At 39.6% G+C, this 17,128-nt stretch carries 17 protein-coding genes and 2 pseudogenes; 9 read left to right on the forward strand and 10 right to left on the reverse strand.

Features of this window, described 5'->3' with window-relative positions; genetic code table 11:
* Window positions 1-118 precede the first annotated feature (118 nt).
* The gene (locus J7E26_RS16280; protein ID WP_214802054.1) at window positions 119-832 is read right to left on the reverse strand and encodes a thioesterase II family protein; all 714 of its coding nucleotides are present in this window, start codon (window positions 830-832) and stop codon (window positions 119-121) included.
* A gap of 714 nt (window positions 833-1,546) precedes the next feature.
* Here J7E26_RS16280 and J7E26_RS16285 point away from each other — a divergent pair.
* From J7E26_RS16285 to J7E26_RS16305, 5 genes and pseudogenes are all read left to right on the forward strand, one after another.
* Entirely contained in the window at window positions 1,547-2,134 is a 588-nt protein-coding gene (locus tag J7E26_RS16285; RefSeq protein ID WP_214802051.1) for a MarR family winged helix-turn-helix transcriptional regulator, read from the forward strand.
* A complete protein-coding gene (locus J7E26_RS16290) occupies window positions 2,112-3,050 on the forward strand; it encodes an ABC transporter ATP-binding protein (protein ID WP_214802048.1) in 939 nt (312 codons plus the stop codon). The genes J7E26_RS16285 and J7E26_RS16290 overlap by 23 nt, the downstream gene beginning before the upstream one ends.
* 10 nt (window positions 3,051-3,060) lie before the next feature.
* Window positions 3,061-3,804 carry an ABC transporter permease gene (locus J7E26_RS16295; RefSeq protein WP_214802045.1) on the forward strand — a complete coding sequence of 248 codons (744 nt, stop codon included), beginning with the start codon at window positions 3,061-3,063 and terminating at the stop codon, window positions 3,802-3,804.
* Window positions 3,801-4,784 (forward strand): ABC transporter permease, encoded by a 984-nt coding sequence (locus tag J7E26_RS16300; protein WP_214802041.1) that lies wholly within the window; start codon window positions 3,801-3,803, stop codon window positions 4,782-4,784. The genes J7E26_RS16295 and J7E26_RS16300 overlap by 4 nt, the downstream gene beginning before the upstream one ends.
* Before the next feature lie 168 nt (window positions 4,785-4,952).
* Window positions 4,953-6,132 (forward strand): annotated as a pseudogene (locus tag J7E26_RS16305) (IS1182 family transposase); the annotation flags it as partial.
* Window positions 6,133-6,135: 3 nt separating this feature from the next.
* On the opposite strand, the gene J7E26_RS16310 reads toward J7E26_RS16305, so the two are convergent.
* Complete coding sequence (locus J7E26_RS16310; RefSeq protein ID WP_214802038.1) at window positions 6,136-6,519, reverse strand: hypothetical protein; 384 nt, start codon at window positions 6,517-6,519, stop codon at window positions 6,136-6,138.
* Window positions 6,520-7,170: 651 nt separating this feature from the next.
* Here J7E26_RS16310 and J7E26_RS16315 point away from each other — a divergent pair.
* Window positions 7,171-7,785, forward strand: a complete 615-nt coding sequence (locus tag J7E26_RS16315; protein WP_214802078.1) for a spore coat protein — start codon at window positions 7,171-7,173, stop codon at window positions 7,783-7,785.
* Here J7E26_RS16315 and J7E26_RS16320 read toward each other — a convergent pair.
* Window positions 7,751-8,689, reverse strand: coding sequence for a hypothetical protein (locus J7E26_RS16320; RefSeq protein ID WP_214802036.1), 939 nt, complete (start codon window positions 8,687-8,689; stop codon window positions 7,751-7,753). The two genes, J7E26_RS16315 and J7E26_RS16320, sit on opposite strands and share 35 nt — an antisense overlap.
* Before the next feature lie 121 nt (window positions 8,690-8,810).
* The gene (locus tag J7E26_RS16325) at window positions 8,811-9,362 is read right to left on the reverse strand and encodes a YhcN/YlaJ family sporulation lipoprotein (protein WP_214802033.1); all 552 of its coding nucleotides are present in this window, start codon (window positions 9,360-9,362) and stop codon (window positions 8,811-8,813) included.
* Window positions 9,363-9,502: 140 nt separating this feature from the next.
* Here J7E26_RS16325 and J7E26_RS16330 point away from each other — a divergent pair, with 140 nt between their 5' ends.
* Window positions 9,503-10,051: a hypothetical protein gene (locus tag J7E26_RS16330; protein WP_214814413.1), complete on the forward strand. Its 549-nt coding sequence runs from the start codon at window positions 9,503-9,505 to the stop codon at window positions 10,049-10,051.
* 35 nt (window positions 10,052-10,086) lie between these two features.
* On the opposite strand, the gene J7E26_RS16335 is transcribed toward J7E26_RS16330, so the two are convergent.
* Window positions 10,087-11,478 (reverse strand): L-cystine transporter, encoded by a 1,392-nt coding sequence (locus J7E26_RS16335; protein ID WP_214802029.1) that lies wholly within the window; start codon window positions 11,476-11,478, stop codon window positions 10,087-10,089.
* Window positions 11,479-11,628: 150 nt separating this feature from the next.
* Between J7E26_RS16335 and J7E26_RS16340 the strand changes: the two are divergent.
* Window positions 11,629-12,703: pseudogene (locus tag J7E26_RS16340) on the forward strand (diguanylate cyclase).
* A 15-nt stretch (window positions 12,704-12,718) separates the two neighbouring features.
* Here J7E26_RS16340 and J7E26_RS16345 read toward each other — a convergent pair.
* Window positions 12,719-13,558, reverse strand: a complete 840-nt coding sequence (locus J7E26_RS16345) for a MetQ/NlpA family ABC transporter substrate-binding protein (protein ID WP_396019845.1) — start codon at window positions 13,556-13,558, stop codon at window positions 12,719-12,721.
* A 340-nt stretch (window positions 13,559-13,898) separates the two neighbouring features.
* On the opposite strand from J7E26_RS16345, the gene cspB reads away from it, so the two are divergent.
* A complete protein-coding gene (cspB, locus tag J7E26_RS16350; protein WP_004430034.1) occupies window positions 13,899-14,099 on the forward strand; it encodes a cold shock-like protein CspB in 201 nt (66 codons plus the stop codon).
* An 85-nt stretch (window positions 14,100-14,184) separates the two neighbouring features.
* Here cspB and J7E26_RS16355 read toward each other — a convergent pair whose 3' ends face one another.
* From J7E26_RS16355 to J7E26_RS16370, 4 genes are read right to left on the reverse strand one after another with little or no spacing between them, the layout of a single operon-like run.
* Window positions 14,185-15,132 carry an ABC transporter permease gene (locus J7E26_RS16355; RefSeq protein ID WP_214802022.1) on the reverse strand — a complete coding sequence of 316 codons (948 nt, stop codon included), beginning with the start codon at window positions 15,130-15,132 and terminating at the stop codon, window positions 14,185-14,187.
* A complete protein-coding gene (locus tag J7E26_RS16360) occupies window positions 15,125-16,042 on the reverse strand; it encodes an ABC transporter ATP-binding protein (protein ID WP_214802019.1) in 918 nt (305 codons plus the stop codon). The genes J7E26_RS16355 and J7E26_RS16360 overlap by 8 nt, the downstream gene beginning before the upstream one ends.
* Complete coding sequence (locus J7E26_RS16365; RefSeq protein ID WP_214802075.1) at window positions 16,043-16,759, reverse strand: ABC transporter ATP-binding protein; 717 nt, start codon at window positions 16,757-16,759, stop codon at window positions 16,043-16,045. It abuts the gene before it with no gap.
* Window positions 16,759-17,127, reverse strand: a complete 369-nt coding sequence (locus J7E26_RS16370; RefSeq protein WP_214802016.1) for a GntR family transcriptional regulator — start codon at window positions 17,125-17,127, stop codon at window positions 16,759-16,761. Before J7E26_RS16370 ends, J7E26_RS16365 begins: the two co-directional genes overlap by 1 nt.
* Window position 17,128: the final 1 nt, after the last annotated feature.

A 17,128-nucleotide genomic window follows, 5' to 3' on the forward strand; every position in this document is an offset into this window, starting at 1 on the left:
TTACTCAATTTGGTTTTTTACACATATATAACAAATCATGGTCGGTTTACAGACTTCAGGTTTTTAATGTATCAATATAAGTCCTTTCAAATTACAATTAATAACAATTATACAGACGCTACTTTTCTACATAAGGAGAGAATATTTGATTAATAACTCGTATCACTGCCGGTATATTTTCTTGTATAAAAAAATGTCCTCCATCTAGCTTAAAAATATTACAGTTTGCACCTGCAAACTTCTTCCATCCCATTAGATCGCTTGAATTAATTTTCGGATCGTTTTTTCCAGTCATAATTGTCATATTACAGTGAACTTTATTAGACTTTTCTTTATAAAAATAATTTTCAATCATTTTGAAATCGGCTCTTAAGATGGGTTCGAATATACTGAAAATCTCTCGATTTTCAAAAATTTCATTTGATGCTCCCCCAATCTTCTGAATAGCTTTTCTAAACTCTTCATTGGGTAGCTTATGATAAATTATTTCTTTTCTCCGGCTATGTGGTGCTTTATTACCTGAAAAAATCATATGAAGCGGCAAACTAGCCCCTTCTTGCAAAAGTTTATAATAAAGCTCTAAAGCCAGCCAACTCCCCATACTATGTCCTAGTATTGCATATGGCCCGTCAATTGTAGGTACTAAAACGTTATATATATCATCTATTGCTTCTTCAAAGTTTTTATAATACGACTCCTCGCTTCGGATACCTCTCCCTTTGAGTTCGATTGGACACACTTTTATTAGAGGAATCACTTTTGATTTCCACCCTTGAAAAGCAATAGAAGAACCTCCTGCATGTGGTAAACAGAAAAGCTTTATACTTGTCATTAACTGATTCATCCTTCTTTTGTCTAAGAATTTATTCCTTGTTTGTAAACTAGTTATTGTTTATTAATTAAAATGCTTTTAAAGAGTTTTAGAAGTTAAGTTCGTTAGAAGTTCCACTGTATATATAAAAACCATTAAAGTATTTTTTTACAGAACTGTAGACACTTAATTATCTAAGAATTAACTTATATCAACTATAGAATCTACTCAATCAGTCAAAAAGTCACATTAATTGCATCTTTTGAAGACGTAATATAAAAGTTATTAGTCCTTTTTTCCAATTACGATTGATTACCTCATTCCAATAGATGACTTTTCATCTATTGGATTGTAATCCTTTTTCATATTAATGTCAATATACTGTCGAAAAGTGCGGCGTTAAGAATGTTAAATATTCCAAAATAACTACTATTTTATTAAACTCACGAAAGATCTTCTAATAATAGTTAATTTAAAACAGCCTTAAATACCTTTAAATATGATTTTATTTCAAAATTAACACAAGCTTTTATTATCTGGTGATTCTTCTCTCCATATTAAGCTTATATTATTTTTATTATTTATTTTCTATAATTCATAGTGTTTGAATATTATTTGATCTATACCTTACATAAAATCATTTAGTTTAAAATAAAATTGAGAAACACATCTTGACAAAAAAAATTAAACAACTATACTTTAAAAGACAACATATTGTCTATGAGGAGGAATAAAATGGATTTTTCGAACGAAATTAAGGATTTGTTTTTTATGCAACAAGCATATGCTACACTTTTTTCAGTGTTGAACAAAATTCAAATTCGTGGAGACGAATACTTTGGCAACTTAACTTCAAGGCAGTTTATGACTATAGTAGCTATACTTCATTTACCGGAAGATGAAACGTCTATAAATAATATTGCACGAAAGTTAGGAACCTCTAAACAGAATGTAAATACATTAATTAACAGCATAGAAAAAAAAGGATACCTGCTTACACAACCAAGTAAACGTGATAGACGAGCTGTTAATGTGAAAGTCACTGAATCAGGACAACGGGCTATGGCGGTTTGTGGAGAAAAAGCAATTTATTTTATGGCAGACATCTTTAAAGATTTTTCTACAGATGAGCTAGAAACTCTATGGAATTTATTGAAAAAACTGTATAGCTATGATGGAGAAGAACAAGATGGATTTGAGGAAACAGCTCCTGATTTAGAATTGAATCACAATGGAAAGGATTTGCAAACAAATATGTTAAAAGAGTTTTCTAAATTAAGAAGAAAAAAGGAGACACAAAGTGAAAAATATTGTAGAAGTTAATAATCTAATAAAGCATTATAATACTCAAATAGCTGTAGATAACATTAGTTTTGAGGTAAAAAAGGGAGAAATCCTTGGTTTATTAGGACCAAATGGAGCTGGAAAAAGTACAACTATTAATATCTTAGCCACTGTCCTATCTCCCAGTAGTGGAGAAATCATGATATCAAACCACAATTTAAAGAAAGATGTAAAACAAATTAAGCAAGTTATTGGAATTGTTCCTCAAGATCTTGCTATCTATGAGGAAATCTCTGCTGAAAAAAATGTACGATTCTTTGCAGGGCTATATAATCTCAAGGGGGATGAACTAGAAAGAAGAGTTAGAGAAGCATTAGAATTAGTACAGTTATATGATCGAAAAAATGATAAACCAAAGACTTTTTCAGGAGGAATGAAAAGAAGATTAAATATCGCCTGTGGAATCGCTCACCGCCCAAGTCTTATTATAATGGATGAACCTACAGTAGGGATTGATCCTCAATCTCGAAATCATATTTTAGAGTCTATTAAAACATTGAAATCCAAGGGAGCAACTGTCATCTATTCTACACACTATATGGAAGAGATTGAAGCAATATCTGATCGAATTATTATTATGAATGATGGGAAAATTATCGCTCAAGGTACAAAAGAAGAACTAAAACAAAATACAAATGACGAAATTACATACTCATTCCAATTAACTGCAAATGAAAACTTAAATAGTGCTTTGATTGTTGAAATTGAAGGGGTAACAAGAGTTGATATAAATAAGGAAACATTTGAAGTAACTGTTGAGCAATCCAAAGATAACCTTAGTAATATTATTATGGCTCTCACGAAACAAGGTTGTAAAATTCAAAATATGAATAGTAAAAAAGCATCTTTAGAAACAGTTTTCCTAGAACTAACGGGAAGATCTTTGAGAGATTAGGAGCGATTATATGAATCTTTTGAGAGTTACCAAGTTTGATATTACAAATATCGTAAGAAATCCAACCTTAATCTTCTCGAATACAGTTTTCCCCTTTATCTTGATTGCAATTATGGGATTTGTAACAAGAAGCAACTTTGGTGGAAATACTGTTAGCTCCTATGATTACTATGGAGTTAACATAATAATCTTTTCAGCAATGTTAATAGCGATGACAGCAACAAACACATTTATGGAAGAAAAGGTAAAAAAAGGGAATGTTAGAATTGTATATGCTCCTGTTTCGAAAACTTCAATTTATCTATCTAAATTGCTGTCAACATATATTTTCGGTACGATTTGTTACAGTGTTATTATAATCCTAGCACAAACTATTTTTCATTTAAACCTTGGTGGAAACAACCTTCCGTATATTATACTATTAATCAATGCTCTAGTGTTGTTTGGTTGCTGCTTCGGTACAATGTTCTGCTGTATATTTAAAAATGAAGAGCAAGCCAACGGTATTATGCAAATTCCAGTAGCTTTTTTTGTCTTTTTTGGTGGAGTGTTTTTTGGAGTGCACCGTCTTGGAGAAACAGTGAATTTAATATCTAAATTCTCACCAGTTTATTGGGTTTCTGAATGTGCTTTTAGGTTGATTTACGATAATGATTTTAGTATCTTTCTTCCGGTAATTTTATCTTTATTATTAGCTTCACTTGTCTGTACTGTCATTTCTCATATTGTATTTAAACCGGGAGGTTATGTATGATAAATTTATTTAGAAATCGATTAGAAAGAATGTTAACAAAAAAATCAGTAATTATCGTAGCGATAGTGATAATACCAATTATGATTGGCGCGGCTATCTATTTTTCTGGTCAAACGCTCCTAAAAGACACTATTGCCGTGGTAGCTGATGAAGCAAAAGATATACCTAGTGATCCAAGAATTAACATTGTACAGTTAGATAAAAAGCCTCCTCTCTCCTCTCTTGTATTAGGTCACTATAATTTCTTGGTAGAGAAAAAAGGAGAAAGCTATAAAGTTACTACTTTGAAAACTGAGTCGGATAAAGAGAGCATTGAACAGTTGTTTAATAAGGGGTATCTTCCTAAAAGCTATCGAGGAGAAGATCAAATCCGTGCTGAGCGAGGGATTGGAACCAATATATTAGGATTTATCTCTATGTTAATTTTAATTCAAGGAGTTGCTCTAACGACACTTTTTCCAGAGGATCGTGTTCTTAAAGCATTCAGCCGAATATTAACATCGCCTATCAGCGTAGGGAAATACTTGTTTGTACAGTCTATTTTCACCTTCTTATGTTTGTATATTCCTTCCTATTTGGCAATAGTAACTACTAGTTACGTATTTGGTGTTGATATTGGCTATAGCTTTGAAATATTAGCCATACTGTTAGGTATTTTAACGATATTTGCAACAGGCTTCTCAATATTTATGGCCTCATTAATGGAACGAAATATCAGCCTAGTAACGAGTGGTGTCAGTATTGTTACATGTGTTCTTGCTGGATGCTTCATTTCTTTCACAAGTACAAATGTTTTCTTAAACACTATCTGTACAATGCTACCACAGAAAGCATTTATGACTTTAATTCACGGAATAGAAAACGGGAAGAAAATACTGGATTTTAAAGGTCAGATTACTTATTTATTTATATGGACTATTATTTTTTGGTTTACTGGTGGTTTTGTTACGAAAAGCAGAGTAAAAAAAGGCATTTATTAAGCTATGAACACACTAAATGTTTATTGTTGAAATTTTTAGAATACACTTAAAACGTTGAGAAAAATAAAGTCTACACATTTAAAGATGTGTAGACTTTATTTTTCCCTTAAAATATCCATTCCTCCATTTTATAATAGAGAAAAGACCTCAAAAAGACGGTTCTTTCTCATGTTTCACACAAGAAATTCTTCTCAAAACGCGGCCGAATTTGTTCTTCTCGACCAACTTGTCGAAGAGGATCATCTGCTTCGAAAAATCAATAAATACATAGACTTCTTTTTTATATTGAAAAAATCAAACCTTATTACAGTGAAAACAAAAGCCGCCCCTCACTCACTCCGCTGGTTTTATTCAAAATGATGTTTATCAGATACCTCTATGGTATCCGTTCAGAAAGACAGCTTGAAAAAGAAATTTACTACAATATGGCTTACAGATGGTTTCTGGGATTGAACATAAGATCCAGTTCCGCATCACTCTACCATCAGCTGGAACAGGCGCACTCGCTTTAAAGATACGACCATCTTCCAAGACATTTTTGATGAGATCGTTCTTCAGTCCATCAATCATGATATGGTGGGCGGGCGTGTCCTATTCACCGATTCAACTCATCTGAAAGCCAATGCCAACAAACATAAATACACAAGAAAAACGCTTGAACAGGATACACAAAACTACATTAAGGATTTAAATGAAGCCATTCAAGAAGATCGGGAGGAACACGGAAAAAAGGCACTAAAAGTCAAAGAGGAGGTGAAAGCAAAAAAGAAATCCAACACAGCACAACCGATCCAGAAAGTGGATATTCTTATCACGAGACAAATCTGAAGGCTTTTTCTATTTAGATAACCGAACAACAGATGTGAAATACAATATTATAACTGATGCCTATGTAACACCTGGAAATGTCCATGATTCTGTGCCTTATGTTGACCGATTGAATCACCAAATCGCACGATTTGGTTTCCTAGTAGAAGCTGCCGCTCTTGATTCCGGCTATTTAACGACCCCCATCTGTAAAGGATTATCTGACCGTCATATTTTTGGCGTCATTGCACACAGACGATATCATCCTACTAGAGGATTGTTTCCAAAGTGGAAATTTCAGTACGACAGTAAAAAAGACAGGTACATTTATCCGAACGGACAAACACTCTCTTATTCAACGACCGACCATAAAGGCTACAGGTCATATAAATCAAATCCCGAAACATGTTCCTCATGCCCTTTGCTTGAGAATTGCACAAAATCAAAGAATCACCAGAAAGTTATCACTCGGCATGTATGGGAAGACCACAAAGAAAAGGACCTTCTGCCTTGTCTTGGTTTTCACTCAAAAAAATATTTTGTTTTAGTATTCCTGAATGAATCGTATAAAATGCAGGAATAAAAGCATTTTCCCTCTTAGAATGATGATTATATCCCCATGAACGCTGTTTTTCTGCTCCGCAACTTTTTGATCTTTTGTGCTAAATGTATCGATTAGATCGTTATCAATCAGTTCTTTAAGCCATAGCCCCTCAACTGGATCATCGGATGAACCGTTTTTCTCAATTTTGATTAGTTCAAGAAAAACAAATTCTTTTTTAAAAACATCTAACCTTAGTCTTACTGCTTTTATATAACAGTCTTTGAATTGCACTGCATGGTGTAAGACAAACGACTGTCTATTCCATAAATGAAAAAAATCTTTCACTGATACGTTCAGGTTCATCATAATAAAAATGATACTCACCGTTTGCTTCTTTAATTGCTTTCCTATAAGCTTCACGAATACGTTTAAGCTTTTGCCATCTCATGCTCGAATATACTCTTATCTGTGGAAATTGATTAACAATAGCATCTGATTCAGCCTTATGGTTAATTTATCCTATTATGTATAACGTCTACATAAATGGATTTTGGGTGTAATTAAAAGAACAATTCGGGAGAAGAAATTTTCAAAAGTGTCCTTCCCCCACCTACACTAAAACTGCTCGTATTTTACTTTATTGGCTGCATACTTCTTATACTCTTTATTGATGTACCTCATCACAAAGTCTAGCCTTATCTTATTGAAAAATAATGAACTTGACTCATCTGCCAAAGTACCCCTTAAAGGTATTGGCTTCATTGAAACTCGAATGACTACGATAATCACCTGTTGCAACCCTATAATTTCAGAAATACGAGCCATAAAGAAGCTTGCTATCCTATTTTTCTCATTGACCATCCACGTTTTTTGCCTGCTTTATAGGTCAGAGTTGCAGAGTTTTATTAATTATATTTGATAGGTCTTGATGTATAACGAATCGGCTTTCTTCACATCTTAAATATGATTTGACATGAAGGAGGAAAACGACCAGTGGAACAGCAAAATCAGCAGCAGCCGCCAGTAAACCAAGGAATGCCCGGTTCACCGCAAGTCAATCACGGGGGACATGAGCTATTTGACATGCATGAAGTGCTCGCCGGAACAGTCGGCGTATTGGACCAATTTATGATGCTCAGACAGTTTATACAAGATCAGGAGCTTGCCGATATACTTGATCGCCAGTATCAATTCATCCTGGCTCAATACAACCTCACTGCAGAATGCTTTAAAACAGGGCAAAAGCCTTCTCAGGAAACAGCGACATATATGATGAAAGAAAATAACCAAGCCGTCTACGGGATAAAACCGACACAGCCGAAAAAACCGAATCAATCGCTTTCTGATGTAAAGGATCTTGGTATTTCCGGTCATATGCTCGGTTTGATCAAATCGCAGGCCTCTTTGTTAACAATGAGTTCGCTTGAGATGACAAACCCGGTTACAAGAAGAGTGCTCTCCGCCCAAATTCAGCAATATGTTGAAATGGCTTACGAAATCTTCTTATATCAAAATAAACACGGCTATTACCAGGTTCCTCAGCTGAATGCTCAGGATATGCAGACAATGATCAATTCTTTTGCACCGGCTCAAGGCCAGCCGCAAATGCCCCCGATCAAAGGAAACACGGGACAGCAAAACCTTCATTAAAAAGGAAAACGGCATTGGGTAATGACCTATCCAATGCCGTTTTCTTTTTCCTGTATGCTTTTGTAAAATCATGTTCAAACTGGTTCAGGCTTTCTTTCGTCGCTTCCCGGAATCCTTTTTCAAAATTCTGTTCCTCGGCGGTCTTCTTCATAATCTTTAGAATAATTCCTTCCCCGAACGTATCCGTCAAGTCTTTTATCATATAGAAGCTCTGCAAATACACATCCGTTTCATAAGCAGAGCGCGACTTCTGCCAATCCCGGTCTGTCGTTAATTCATCAAACGGCACGACAGAAAATGTAATCGGGTCAATGATTAAATCATAATGTGCGACCCACTCACTCAATCCCTCGTGAAACCAAAGCGGAAACTCCTCCGTATCTGTTCCCGTTTGACGCGCTTTCTGATGAAATGCAAAGTGGGTGTACTCATGGATGATCAATTGCTTATACATAAAAACGGCCATTTCATCTTTTTGGAGAAGCTGCTTTTTTTCTTCAGGCAAAAGCCCGATCATCTGCTCCTGTTCCGAGTAAAACCCGACTACGTTTTTCAGCCCCGAATATTGTTCGATTTTGGATTCATTCGGAAAAAAAACAAGATCAAGCTGCGCCGTGCCCTTATAACCCACTATGATTTGATTGATACGTTTTGCGTAGTCCAAGGTGTTTTCGGTCAGCAGCAGTAAAGGCTTTTCCTCAGCCGTATAGTAAATGGCTGTATGACCGAAAATCTCTTTTTTCATATGTTTTGTCACTTGTTCCTTCGTCGGAACAGAGTGGCTGTCTTGTACTGACAGGATATACATCATGCTTAGTGAAACGGCTGAGCTTACAGCCAGTATGACAAGAACTCCGCACAGGATCAGAGCAAATGCCGCCCGTTTCGGCATGCCGTCACGCAAACAAGCTCCCTCCCCGATCCGGTCAATTTTCAGTCTCATTCTTTACTTTATGCGCGCAAAATGGCAGTCGTGACGGCAGAGCAAATAAAAAAAGCCGCACGTGGATGCGGCTTTTCATTCATTATTTATTGGGATTCGGGAATACACGCTGAACCATTTGGCCGAACTCATCAAATAAACCGGAAACAGGATGGCCGTTTCTGATTCGTTTTCCGTAACCTTGCATACGTTCCACGAAGTCAGGGTTCGCTGATACATATACAGTGCTGACATGCTTATCAGCCGATTTCACTTTATTGGTGATCTTTTGTTTTAAATGGTTGTTGATCGCGCCTTTTTGGCCGTTTGTCAGCACAACAGCGACATAAGCGCTTTTGCCTGAAATAATCACAGTTGCATTTTTAACTTCTTTTAAGTCTGTGACCTTATCAGCTGCTTTATCCGCAACTCTCAGGTTACGGTTATCATTGCGGTTGACATTGTGATCGACGTTATTGTTGTTGCGGTTCGTCGTATTCATATTTGTCGCACCGTCATTCGGCGTGTTGCGGTAATTTACATTCTCAGCACGATTGTGATTACGTTTGCCTTCTCCCTGATTCCCCATGCTGCACCCTGCGGTGATAAGCAATGGCAAGAGAAGAGCTGATATGACTGCTTGTTTTTTTATCATGTGAATTCCTCCTTTCTCACTTTACGTATAGGTTTTTCTATTCAGCTCTATTTATGCATGCCGTTTGCCTAAGCCTTTTGGATAAATGCCAGGAGAAAGGGAAAGATAGCCTTATCAATCGAATGTAAGGAGGGATTATATTGTTCAGACAAAAAAGAGGAATCAGCCCGACAGCGCTGCTGATCGGATCATCATTGGTTATCGCCGCCCTATCTCCGGAAATCCGCCGAAAAATCAGCGGAATGATGTCAGGCCAGATGAATCAGGACAATAAAACGGGGCATAAAAAGGACGGCTCGATGCAGCCTGCCGAACTCATTAAACAGGCATTCGGCGGTGATACAAGCGGACAGCAGCAACACCAACAGCACACAGACCGCTCACAGCACAAGCAGGGCGGCTCGATGCAGCCTGCCGAATTCATCAAACAAGCATTCGGCGGTGATTCAGGCGAACAGCAGCAGGCTTCTCAATCACAGCACAAAACGGCTGATTCGTCTCACACGGCTGACATGAACAAGCAGTCATACAGCGGAAGACATTCTGGCGAACACACGAACCGCAGAAAAGAACCGTCAGCAAAATCTCATTATACTGAGCCGATTCACTTTGAAGAAAGCGCAGTAAATGTTTTAAATGACAGCACGGTGATGAATATGCTGGAAGATTTAGAACCCGGAACCCATTAAAAAACGAGTAATCCGCCTAGGATTACTCGCTTTTTTTAAGCTTCTTCCGCTTCAATAACAATTGAAGAATCATTATATACCGCAGTATCAGCCTCTTTTGTCAATTTACTCGTTAACAAGCCCGCGGTCATACTGCCGCTGACATTTAAGGCTGTGCGCCCCATATCAATTAACGGCTCAATTGAAATTAACAGGCCTGCAAGCGCGACCGGCATATTTAAAGCGGATAAGACGAGAAGCGCCGCGAAAGTTGCTCCGCCTCCTACACCCGCAACACCGAATGAACTGATCGCCACTATCGCGATGACCGAAACGATAAACGCGGGATCGAACGGATTTTGACCGACTGTCGGCGCAATCATCATCGCCAGCATCGCCGGATAAATTCCGGCGCAGCCGTTTTGACCGATTGATAAACCGAATGAACCCGCAAAGTTTGCGATTCCTTCCGGCACACCCATGCTTTTTTGTGTTTTGATATTAAGCGGCAATGCGCCCGCGCTTGAACGGGACGTAAACGCAAATACCATCACCGGGAACGCTTTTTTGACATACGTGAGCGGATTTAATCCGCTGAATGTAATCAACAGCAGATGAATGATAAACATGACAATTAATGCGGCATAGGAAGCAAGGACAAACATCCCCAGTTTCACGATGCTGTCAATGTCGCTTGTCGCAATCGTTTTCGTCATAATCGCCAATACCCCGTAAGGCGTGAGTCGTAAAATCAAAGTGACAACCCGCATAATAATGGCATAAACCGCATCAACAAGCCCGCTGAATGTTTGAGCATGCTCCGGCTGCTTCCGCTTTACGCCGAGAAAGGCAATTCCGAGAAAAGCGGCAAAAATGACGACTCCGATCGTGGAAGTCGGTCTTGCTCCCGTGAAATCAAGAAACGGATTTCCCGGCAAGAGCTCGACGATTTGCTGAGGAAGAGATTTCGCTGTCATATCCTCAGATTTTTGCTGAAGCTCCTGACCTCTTGATAATTCAGTACTCCCCTGGTCAATATGAACGGCCTGAAGATCAAAAGAAAGGGCGGATACGATCCCTACCGCCGCGGCAACAGCTGTAGTAGCAATTAAAATACCTATAATCAATCCGCTGATCTTTCCGATATTATGAGTGAGCTTCAGCTTCGTAAACGCGCCCAGAATAGAAATAAAGACAAGCGGCATAACGATCATCTGAAGCAATTTGACATAACCGCCGCCGGCAATATTAAACCAATCAGCCGTTTGTATGACAATATGTGAAGCCGGCCCGTAGATCAATTGAAGCGCAAATCCGAATACAATGCCTAATCCTAGCGCCGTAAACACACGCTTAGAAAAAGAAACATGTTTTTTCTGCATCACAAACAGACCCGCTATAAGCAAAAGCATAATGATAACATGTAATACAACAAATAAATTCTCCAAAACAGGTAAACACTCCCTTGCTCATTATCCTTTAACACTATATTACACGAATTCCGATAGGTCAAGTAAGAATTAACAATATATGTATTCTTTCGATTTTTCTCTTTTCTTTCCACTCTTTCTTTAGTAACTTATATAAGGGTGATTGTTATGCTAAAGGAACTTTTTCTTAATTTGACCATTTTAGTCACATTTAACCATCTCTTCACCCTCCTTTTTAAAGAAACGCTTTCGCATAAAGAAGACCGTCCGGCTTTTCAATTATTCAAAGGGGCGGCCTGCGGACTTTTAGGGGTCTTTCTGATTGTTTTCGGCTTTTCTTACTCTCATTCGATTATTGATCTGAGAAATATCCCCATTATTATCGCCGCTCTTTACGGAGGCTGGGTGTCTGGGCAGCTGCCTTTGCGATTATCGTCGCAGGACGTATGCTGATCAGTTTTAATATAAGCGCGATTTATTCCACCGCCGCAGTCGGCGTTATCGCACTCATCTCGATGCTTGTCCTCCGAGGAAAAAAACCAGATCGCAAGAAGGCGTTCGTTATGCTGCTTCTATCAAACGTTATTTTTACCATTACGATGCTATTTCTGCCTAAACAGCCTGTCCAGCTCCTCGTTTGTTATTGGCTGATTTCCACTTTGGGCGGTGTGCTGTGTCTCTACTTAATTAAACACGAGGCGGATGCCCATCTTTTGTTTAAGCAATATAAGTTTCAAGCGAATTATGATTTTCTGACGGGAATTTTCAATAAAAGAAAATTCGAGGAGGTATCTCACCTCCTTTATGATCAAGCAGCCCATTCGGCCTCTTCTCAGCTCGCGCTCATTTATTTAGATATCGATCATTTTAAACAGATTAATGACCAATACGGCCATTATGAAGGTGATCAGGTGCTGAAAGAACTTGGAGCACGCCTCAGGCTGGTGATCCGCAGATCTGATCCGTCAGCCCGAATCGGCGGTGAGGAATTTGCCGTGCTTATGCCGAATTGCACACATTCAAAAGGACTGCACTTGGCAGAAGAAATCAGGCAGACAATTGATGAAGAGCCGATCCTGTTAACGAGCGGAGACACAATTCCCGTGACCGTTTCCCTCGGCTTTGCACACTATCCGCAAATACGGAAAATCCGGACGCCCTGCCTCTGATTGCAGACTGCCTTCTGTACGAAGCCAAGACATCAGGCCGCAACAAAGTGTGCAGCACTAAAAAGAAAGAATGAATGCCAAAGGAGGATTCATTCTTTCTTTTCGATTAGGTCGCTGCCCGTCAGAAAAACGGGAATCAGGCTGCCTTGATATTTTTTTTCAATAAACGCGGCGGTATCATCTGATTGGTACAGCGCCAGAATTTTTTTAAACTGCTCGTTATCCTTGTCTTCGGCTCTTACCGCGATTAAATTGATATACGCTTCTTTCGTTTGCCCCGATTGGATCAGCGCATCCTTTTCAGCATTGAATCCCGCTTTTTCGGCGTCATGTTTACTCAGAACGGCAGCATCAGCATGCGATACCTCTTTATACGCGTTCGTTTCCATTTCCGTTTTTAACGTTACATGCTTCAGGTTGTCCTTAATCATATCGGCAGACCCCGTCCCGGTAAATCCCTTTTTCAATGTAATAAAGTCAGCCTCCTGCATCAGAACGAGCGCCCTTCCGAAGGCCGCCGCTTCATCAGGAACGGCAATGACCGCTCCGTCTGGTATATCCCGCAGGCGCTTATGCTGTTTTGAATAAACCCCTAGCGATGCCGCATATGTCGTTCCTAAAGGTGCCAGCTCCTTTTTTACATTCGGGGGCAGGGACTGAAAATAGGAAACCGTTTGAAACGCGTTCGCTTCAAGCTCTCCGTTGGCAAGAGCCAAATCAGCCTCAGCATAATCTGAAAACGGTATGAAAGAAAGCTTCAGTCCTTCCTCTTCGGCTTTTTTTGCGACAAAATCCCAGGCAGATTGGTCAGACTCGTTAATTCCGATGTTTATCGTGCGATTCTCGGCGGGATAATGGCATGAAGTAAGTGAAATGATCAGAATGAAGAAGAACAGACCGTATAAAAGCCGCTGTTTCAAGATGACCATACTCCCTATCTATTTTTAAATAAAGAAGCTATACCATAATTCGGAATCATTGTAATTTTAACCTTACCGATTTAAAACAGGGTTGTCAATTTTATTTAGGGGGGTTCCGTATCAGCTTTTCCTGTACATAATAGTACGTTTTCTTCATTAAAATCGTTTTTTCAAAAAAAAGTTACATTTAGCAGTTGTTTTTTTTCGAGATTACTGGTAGAGTAAAGGTAATTATTTTTGTTCGAACTATCTTTAAGAAGAAAGTTTTGTAAGAGTTTTCGTCTTGGAAGTTTGTTTTAGAGCAAGAATAGTGAATTTAAGCGTTATGATCGCTTTAGGAGGAAATTGCATGTTAGAAGGTAAAGTAAAATGGTTCAACTCTGAAAAAGGATTCGGATTCATCGAAGTAGAAGGTCAAGACGATGTATTCGTTCACTTCTCTGCTATTCAAGGCGAAGGCTTCAAAACTTTAGAAGAAGGCCAAACTGTTTCTTTCGAAATCGTTGAAGGAAACCGCGGACCACAAGCTGCTAACGTAACAAAAGCATAAATTGTTTTAAAACCTGCCGGTGTAAGCCGACAGGTTTTTTTTGATTTAAAAAGCTGTTTTGCATGTGCAAAACAGCTTTTTTATATCAGGTAGCGATATCACGTTTTAAGAATACACCAAATGCAAGGAGCTGAAAAATCACGAAGTAGATGATGAGCATCACGATAGAAAACGTCATCGTCATTCCCTCAACTAAGGGAGTGCCATTCATATACTGTGATAAATCCGTGTTGGCAAATAAAATATATTTAGCCCATTCAAATTTCGCAGCGAGAAATACAGTCGCCGTGCTGCCCATAACCAATAGAAAAATAGAGAATCCTACTGCTAATGAGCTGTTTCTGAATACTGCGGACAGCATAAACGCCATCGTCGCAAGCATAAAGGCCGAGATGGATTCATATACGTATGTTTTAGCTAAATAACCGATGATATTTTGCTCAAAAACATGACCGTCCTTGTATACCAAATGTACATTTCCGGCAGGATCCCCGCCTGTTCCGAAAAAGATTAATCCCAAAAGAGCCGAGCCGGCAAATAAAATCACCAGCAGCGACAGGCCGAACAGCAGCACCGTAATATATTTGGAAAGCAGAATTTGAAAACGGCTGAGCGGCCGGATAGCCAGCAGCTTAATGGTTCCCCAGTTGAACTCATTCGCCACGATTCCCGCTGCGATGATAATCGTGAACAGTCCGGTCAGGGTCGTCATCATGGCAGAGTCTGATACATAAGACCAAGCCGTGTATCCTGTATCATCCGGGATATTGTGTTCAATACGGTAGTCGTTCTTTGCTATTTCCTCTTTCAAATTGTCAGTGAGCGTTTTATTTCCGGATTCCTTGATCTGCTGCTTCATTTCCTTGTTTTCAGCCTGAAGCTCCTGCTTCCAATTCGGATTGGCTTCATCGTTACTGAAGTGATTAGATAAAAACGCAAATCCGATCATTGAAACGCCTAAAATAATAATCATAACCCACGTGCCGACGCGGCTGAAAATTTTTATCCATTCATTATAGACCAGGTTAAGCATATTGCGCCTCCTCTTTCGTACCGCCGGTAATTTCTAAGAAACGATCTTCTAAAGATTTTGTGACGATTTTTACTTCGTATAAGCGAATGTTCTGGCGGACCAGCAGCGCAATCACATCAGGCACTTCTTGTTTAGACAGTTTCATCACCAAGCCGTTTTTCTTTTTCACGCAGTCAAACTCACTCAAAGCAGAAAGGGCATCTTCCCCTTGTTCAGTGTGGAAAAAGTATGTATCTTTCTCCTCTTTCCCTTCATCCCTTACATTTTGAATATCGACAAGCTCGCCTTTTTGCAAAATGCCGATTCGATCGCACATTAATTCCATTTCTGATAACAGGTGGCTTGAGACGATAACCGCCATTCCTTTTTCCCGCGTCAGCTTTTTCAGATGGTCTCTGATTTCTCTGATGCCGGCAGGGTCAAGGCCATTAGTCGGTTCATCCAAAATCAGCACCTTAGGGTCATGCAGCAGGCTCTGCGCGAGGCCCAGGCGCTGTCTCATTCCAAGAGAATATGTTTTCACCTTATCGTGAATCCTGTCCCGCAGTCCGACGAGTTCAATGACCTCCTCTATTTTTTCTTTCGTAACGCCTTTTACCATCCTTGCGTACTGCTGCAAATTTTTATAGCCGCTCAGAAATTTGTAAAGCTCGGGATTTTCAACAATGGCCCCGATATGCTTTACAGCTTGAGAATAGTTTTTTGTAATGGATTGGCCGCAAATGACGATATCACCCTGTGACAGCTTCATTAATCCGACCATCATTCTGATCGTAGTGGTTTTCCCCGCTCCGTTAGGCCCTAAAAAACCAAACACTTCGCCTGCCTGAACGGTGAAGCTGAGATCTTTTATAATCGTGCGCCCTTTGATTGTTTTCTTTACCTGCTTTAGTTCCAATACGGTTTCCAATCAAATTCCCCCTTTTTCTTCATACGCTTGTATTATTGATTTAAACCATTGCAGCACTGACATTCCTTCCTGCTCCCGGATCTCCTCCACATTGCGCTGTTCGGCAATTTCGCCGCCCGCAAACACGATGACCTCGTCTAACAGCGTTTCGATCTCGTCAATCTCATGCGTAGCGATCACTACGATCTGACTGTCAAAGTCAATGCAGGATACGAGGCTGTTGACAATTGATTCTCTTACCGCCGGGTCAAGGCCGGAAAAAGGCTCATCTAACAGAATGACGGATGCTTTTCTTGATAATGCCAGGACAATTTTCAGCCTGCCCCGGCTGCCTTTTGACAGCTCTTTTATTTTCTGCTCTGATGAGAGGTTCATTTCCGTTAATAACACCCGCGCTTTTTCCAGCTGAAAATCCGAAAATTGAGAATGATAAAAGAAGAGCATATCGCCGACTGTGGCGCGGCCGGTAAACATGTCATGTTCCGTTAAATAGGCTGTACGCAAAAGCATGTTCCGGCTTACGGTCCGGTCACCGATTTTTACGGAGCCGGACGTCGGAAACGCAAGACCGGCAAGCATCTTCAGCGTTGTTGATTTGCCGCTGCCATTCGGTCCTAAAATGCCGTAGATTTTCCCCGGAGACAATGAGAATGATACGTTTTTGACCGCAAGCTTCCGGCCGTATTTTTTTGTTACATGTTGAAAAGCGAGATTCATCATTTGTCTTCCTCCGCATATTGCTTGATCCCGTTCAGCATTTCTTCTTTAGACAAACCAAGTTCCGCCATCTCTTGGACAAAGCGTTTTAACACGTCTTTAGTCAGCCTGTCTTTCAGCTCCGCCGTCAAATCAGGCCTTTCTGTTATAAAGGTTCCCTGCCCTCTTCTTGTTTCCACGATCCCCAGCCTTTCCATCTCACTATACGTTCTTTGTATGGTATTCGGATTTACTTTCATCTGCACAGCCATCTCTCTGACTGAAGGGAGTTTGTCACCCGGTGAAAGCTCGCTTCGAATCAGCCGATAATATACACGGTCGGCAATTTGTAAATAAATCGGCTTCGATGATTGGAAGTCATGTTCCATA

The organism is Bacillus sp. ISL-51 (genome assembly GCF_018613535.1).
Lineage (GTDB): Bacteria > Bacillota > Bacilli > Bacillales > Bacillaceae > Bacillus.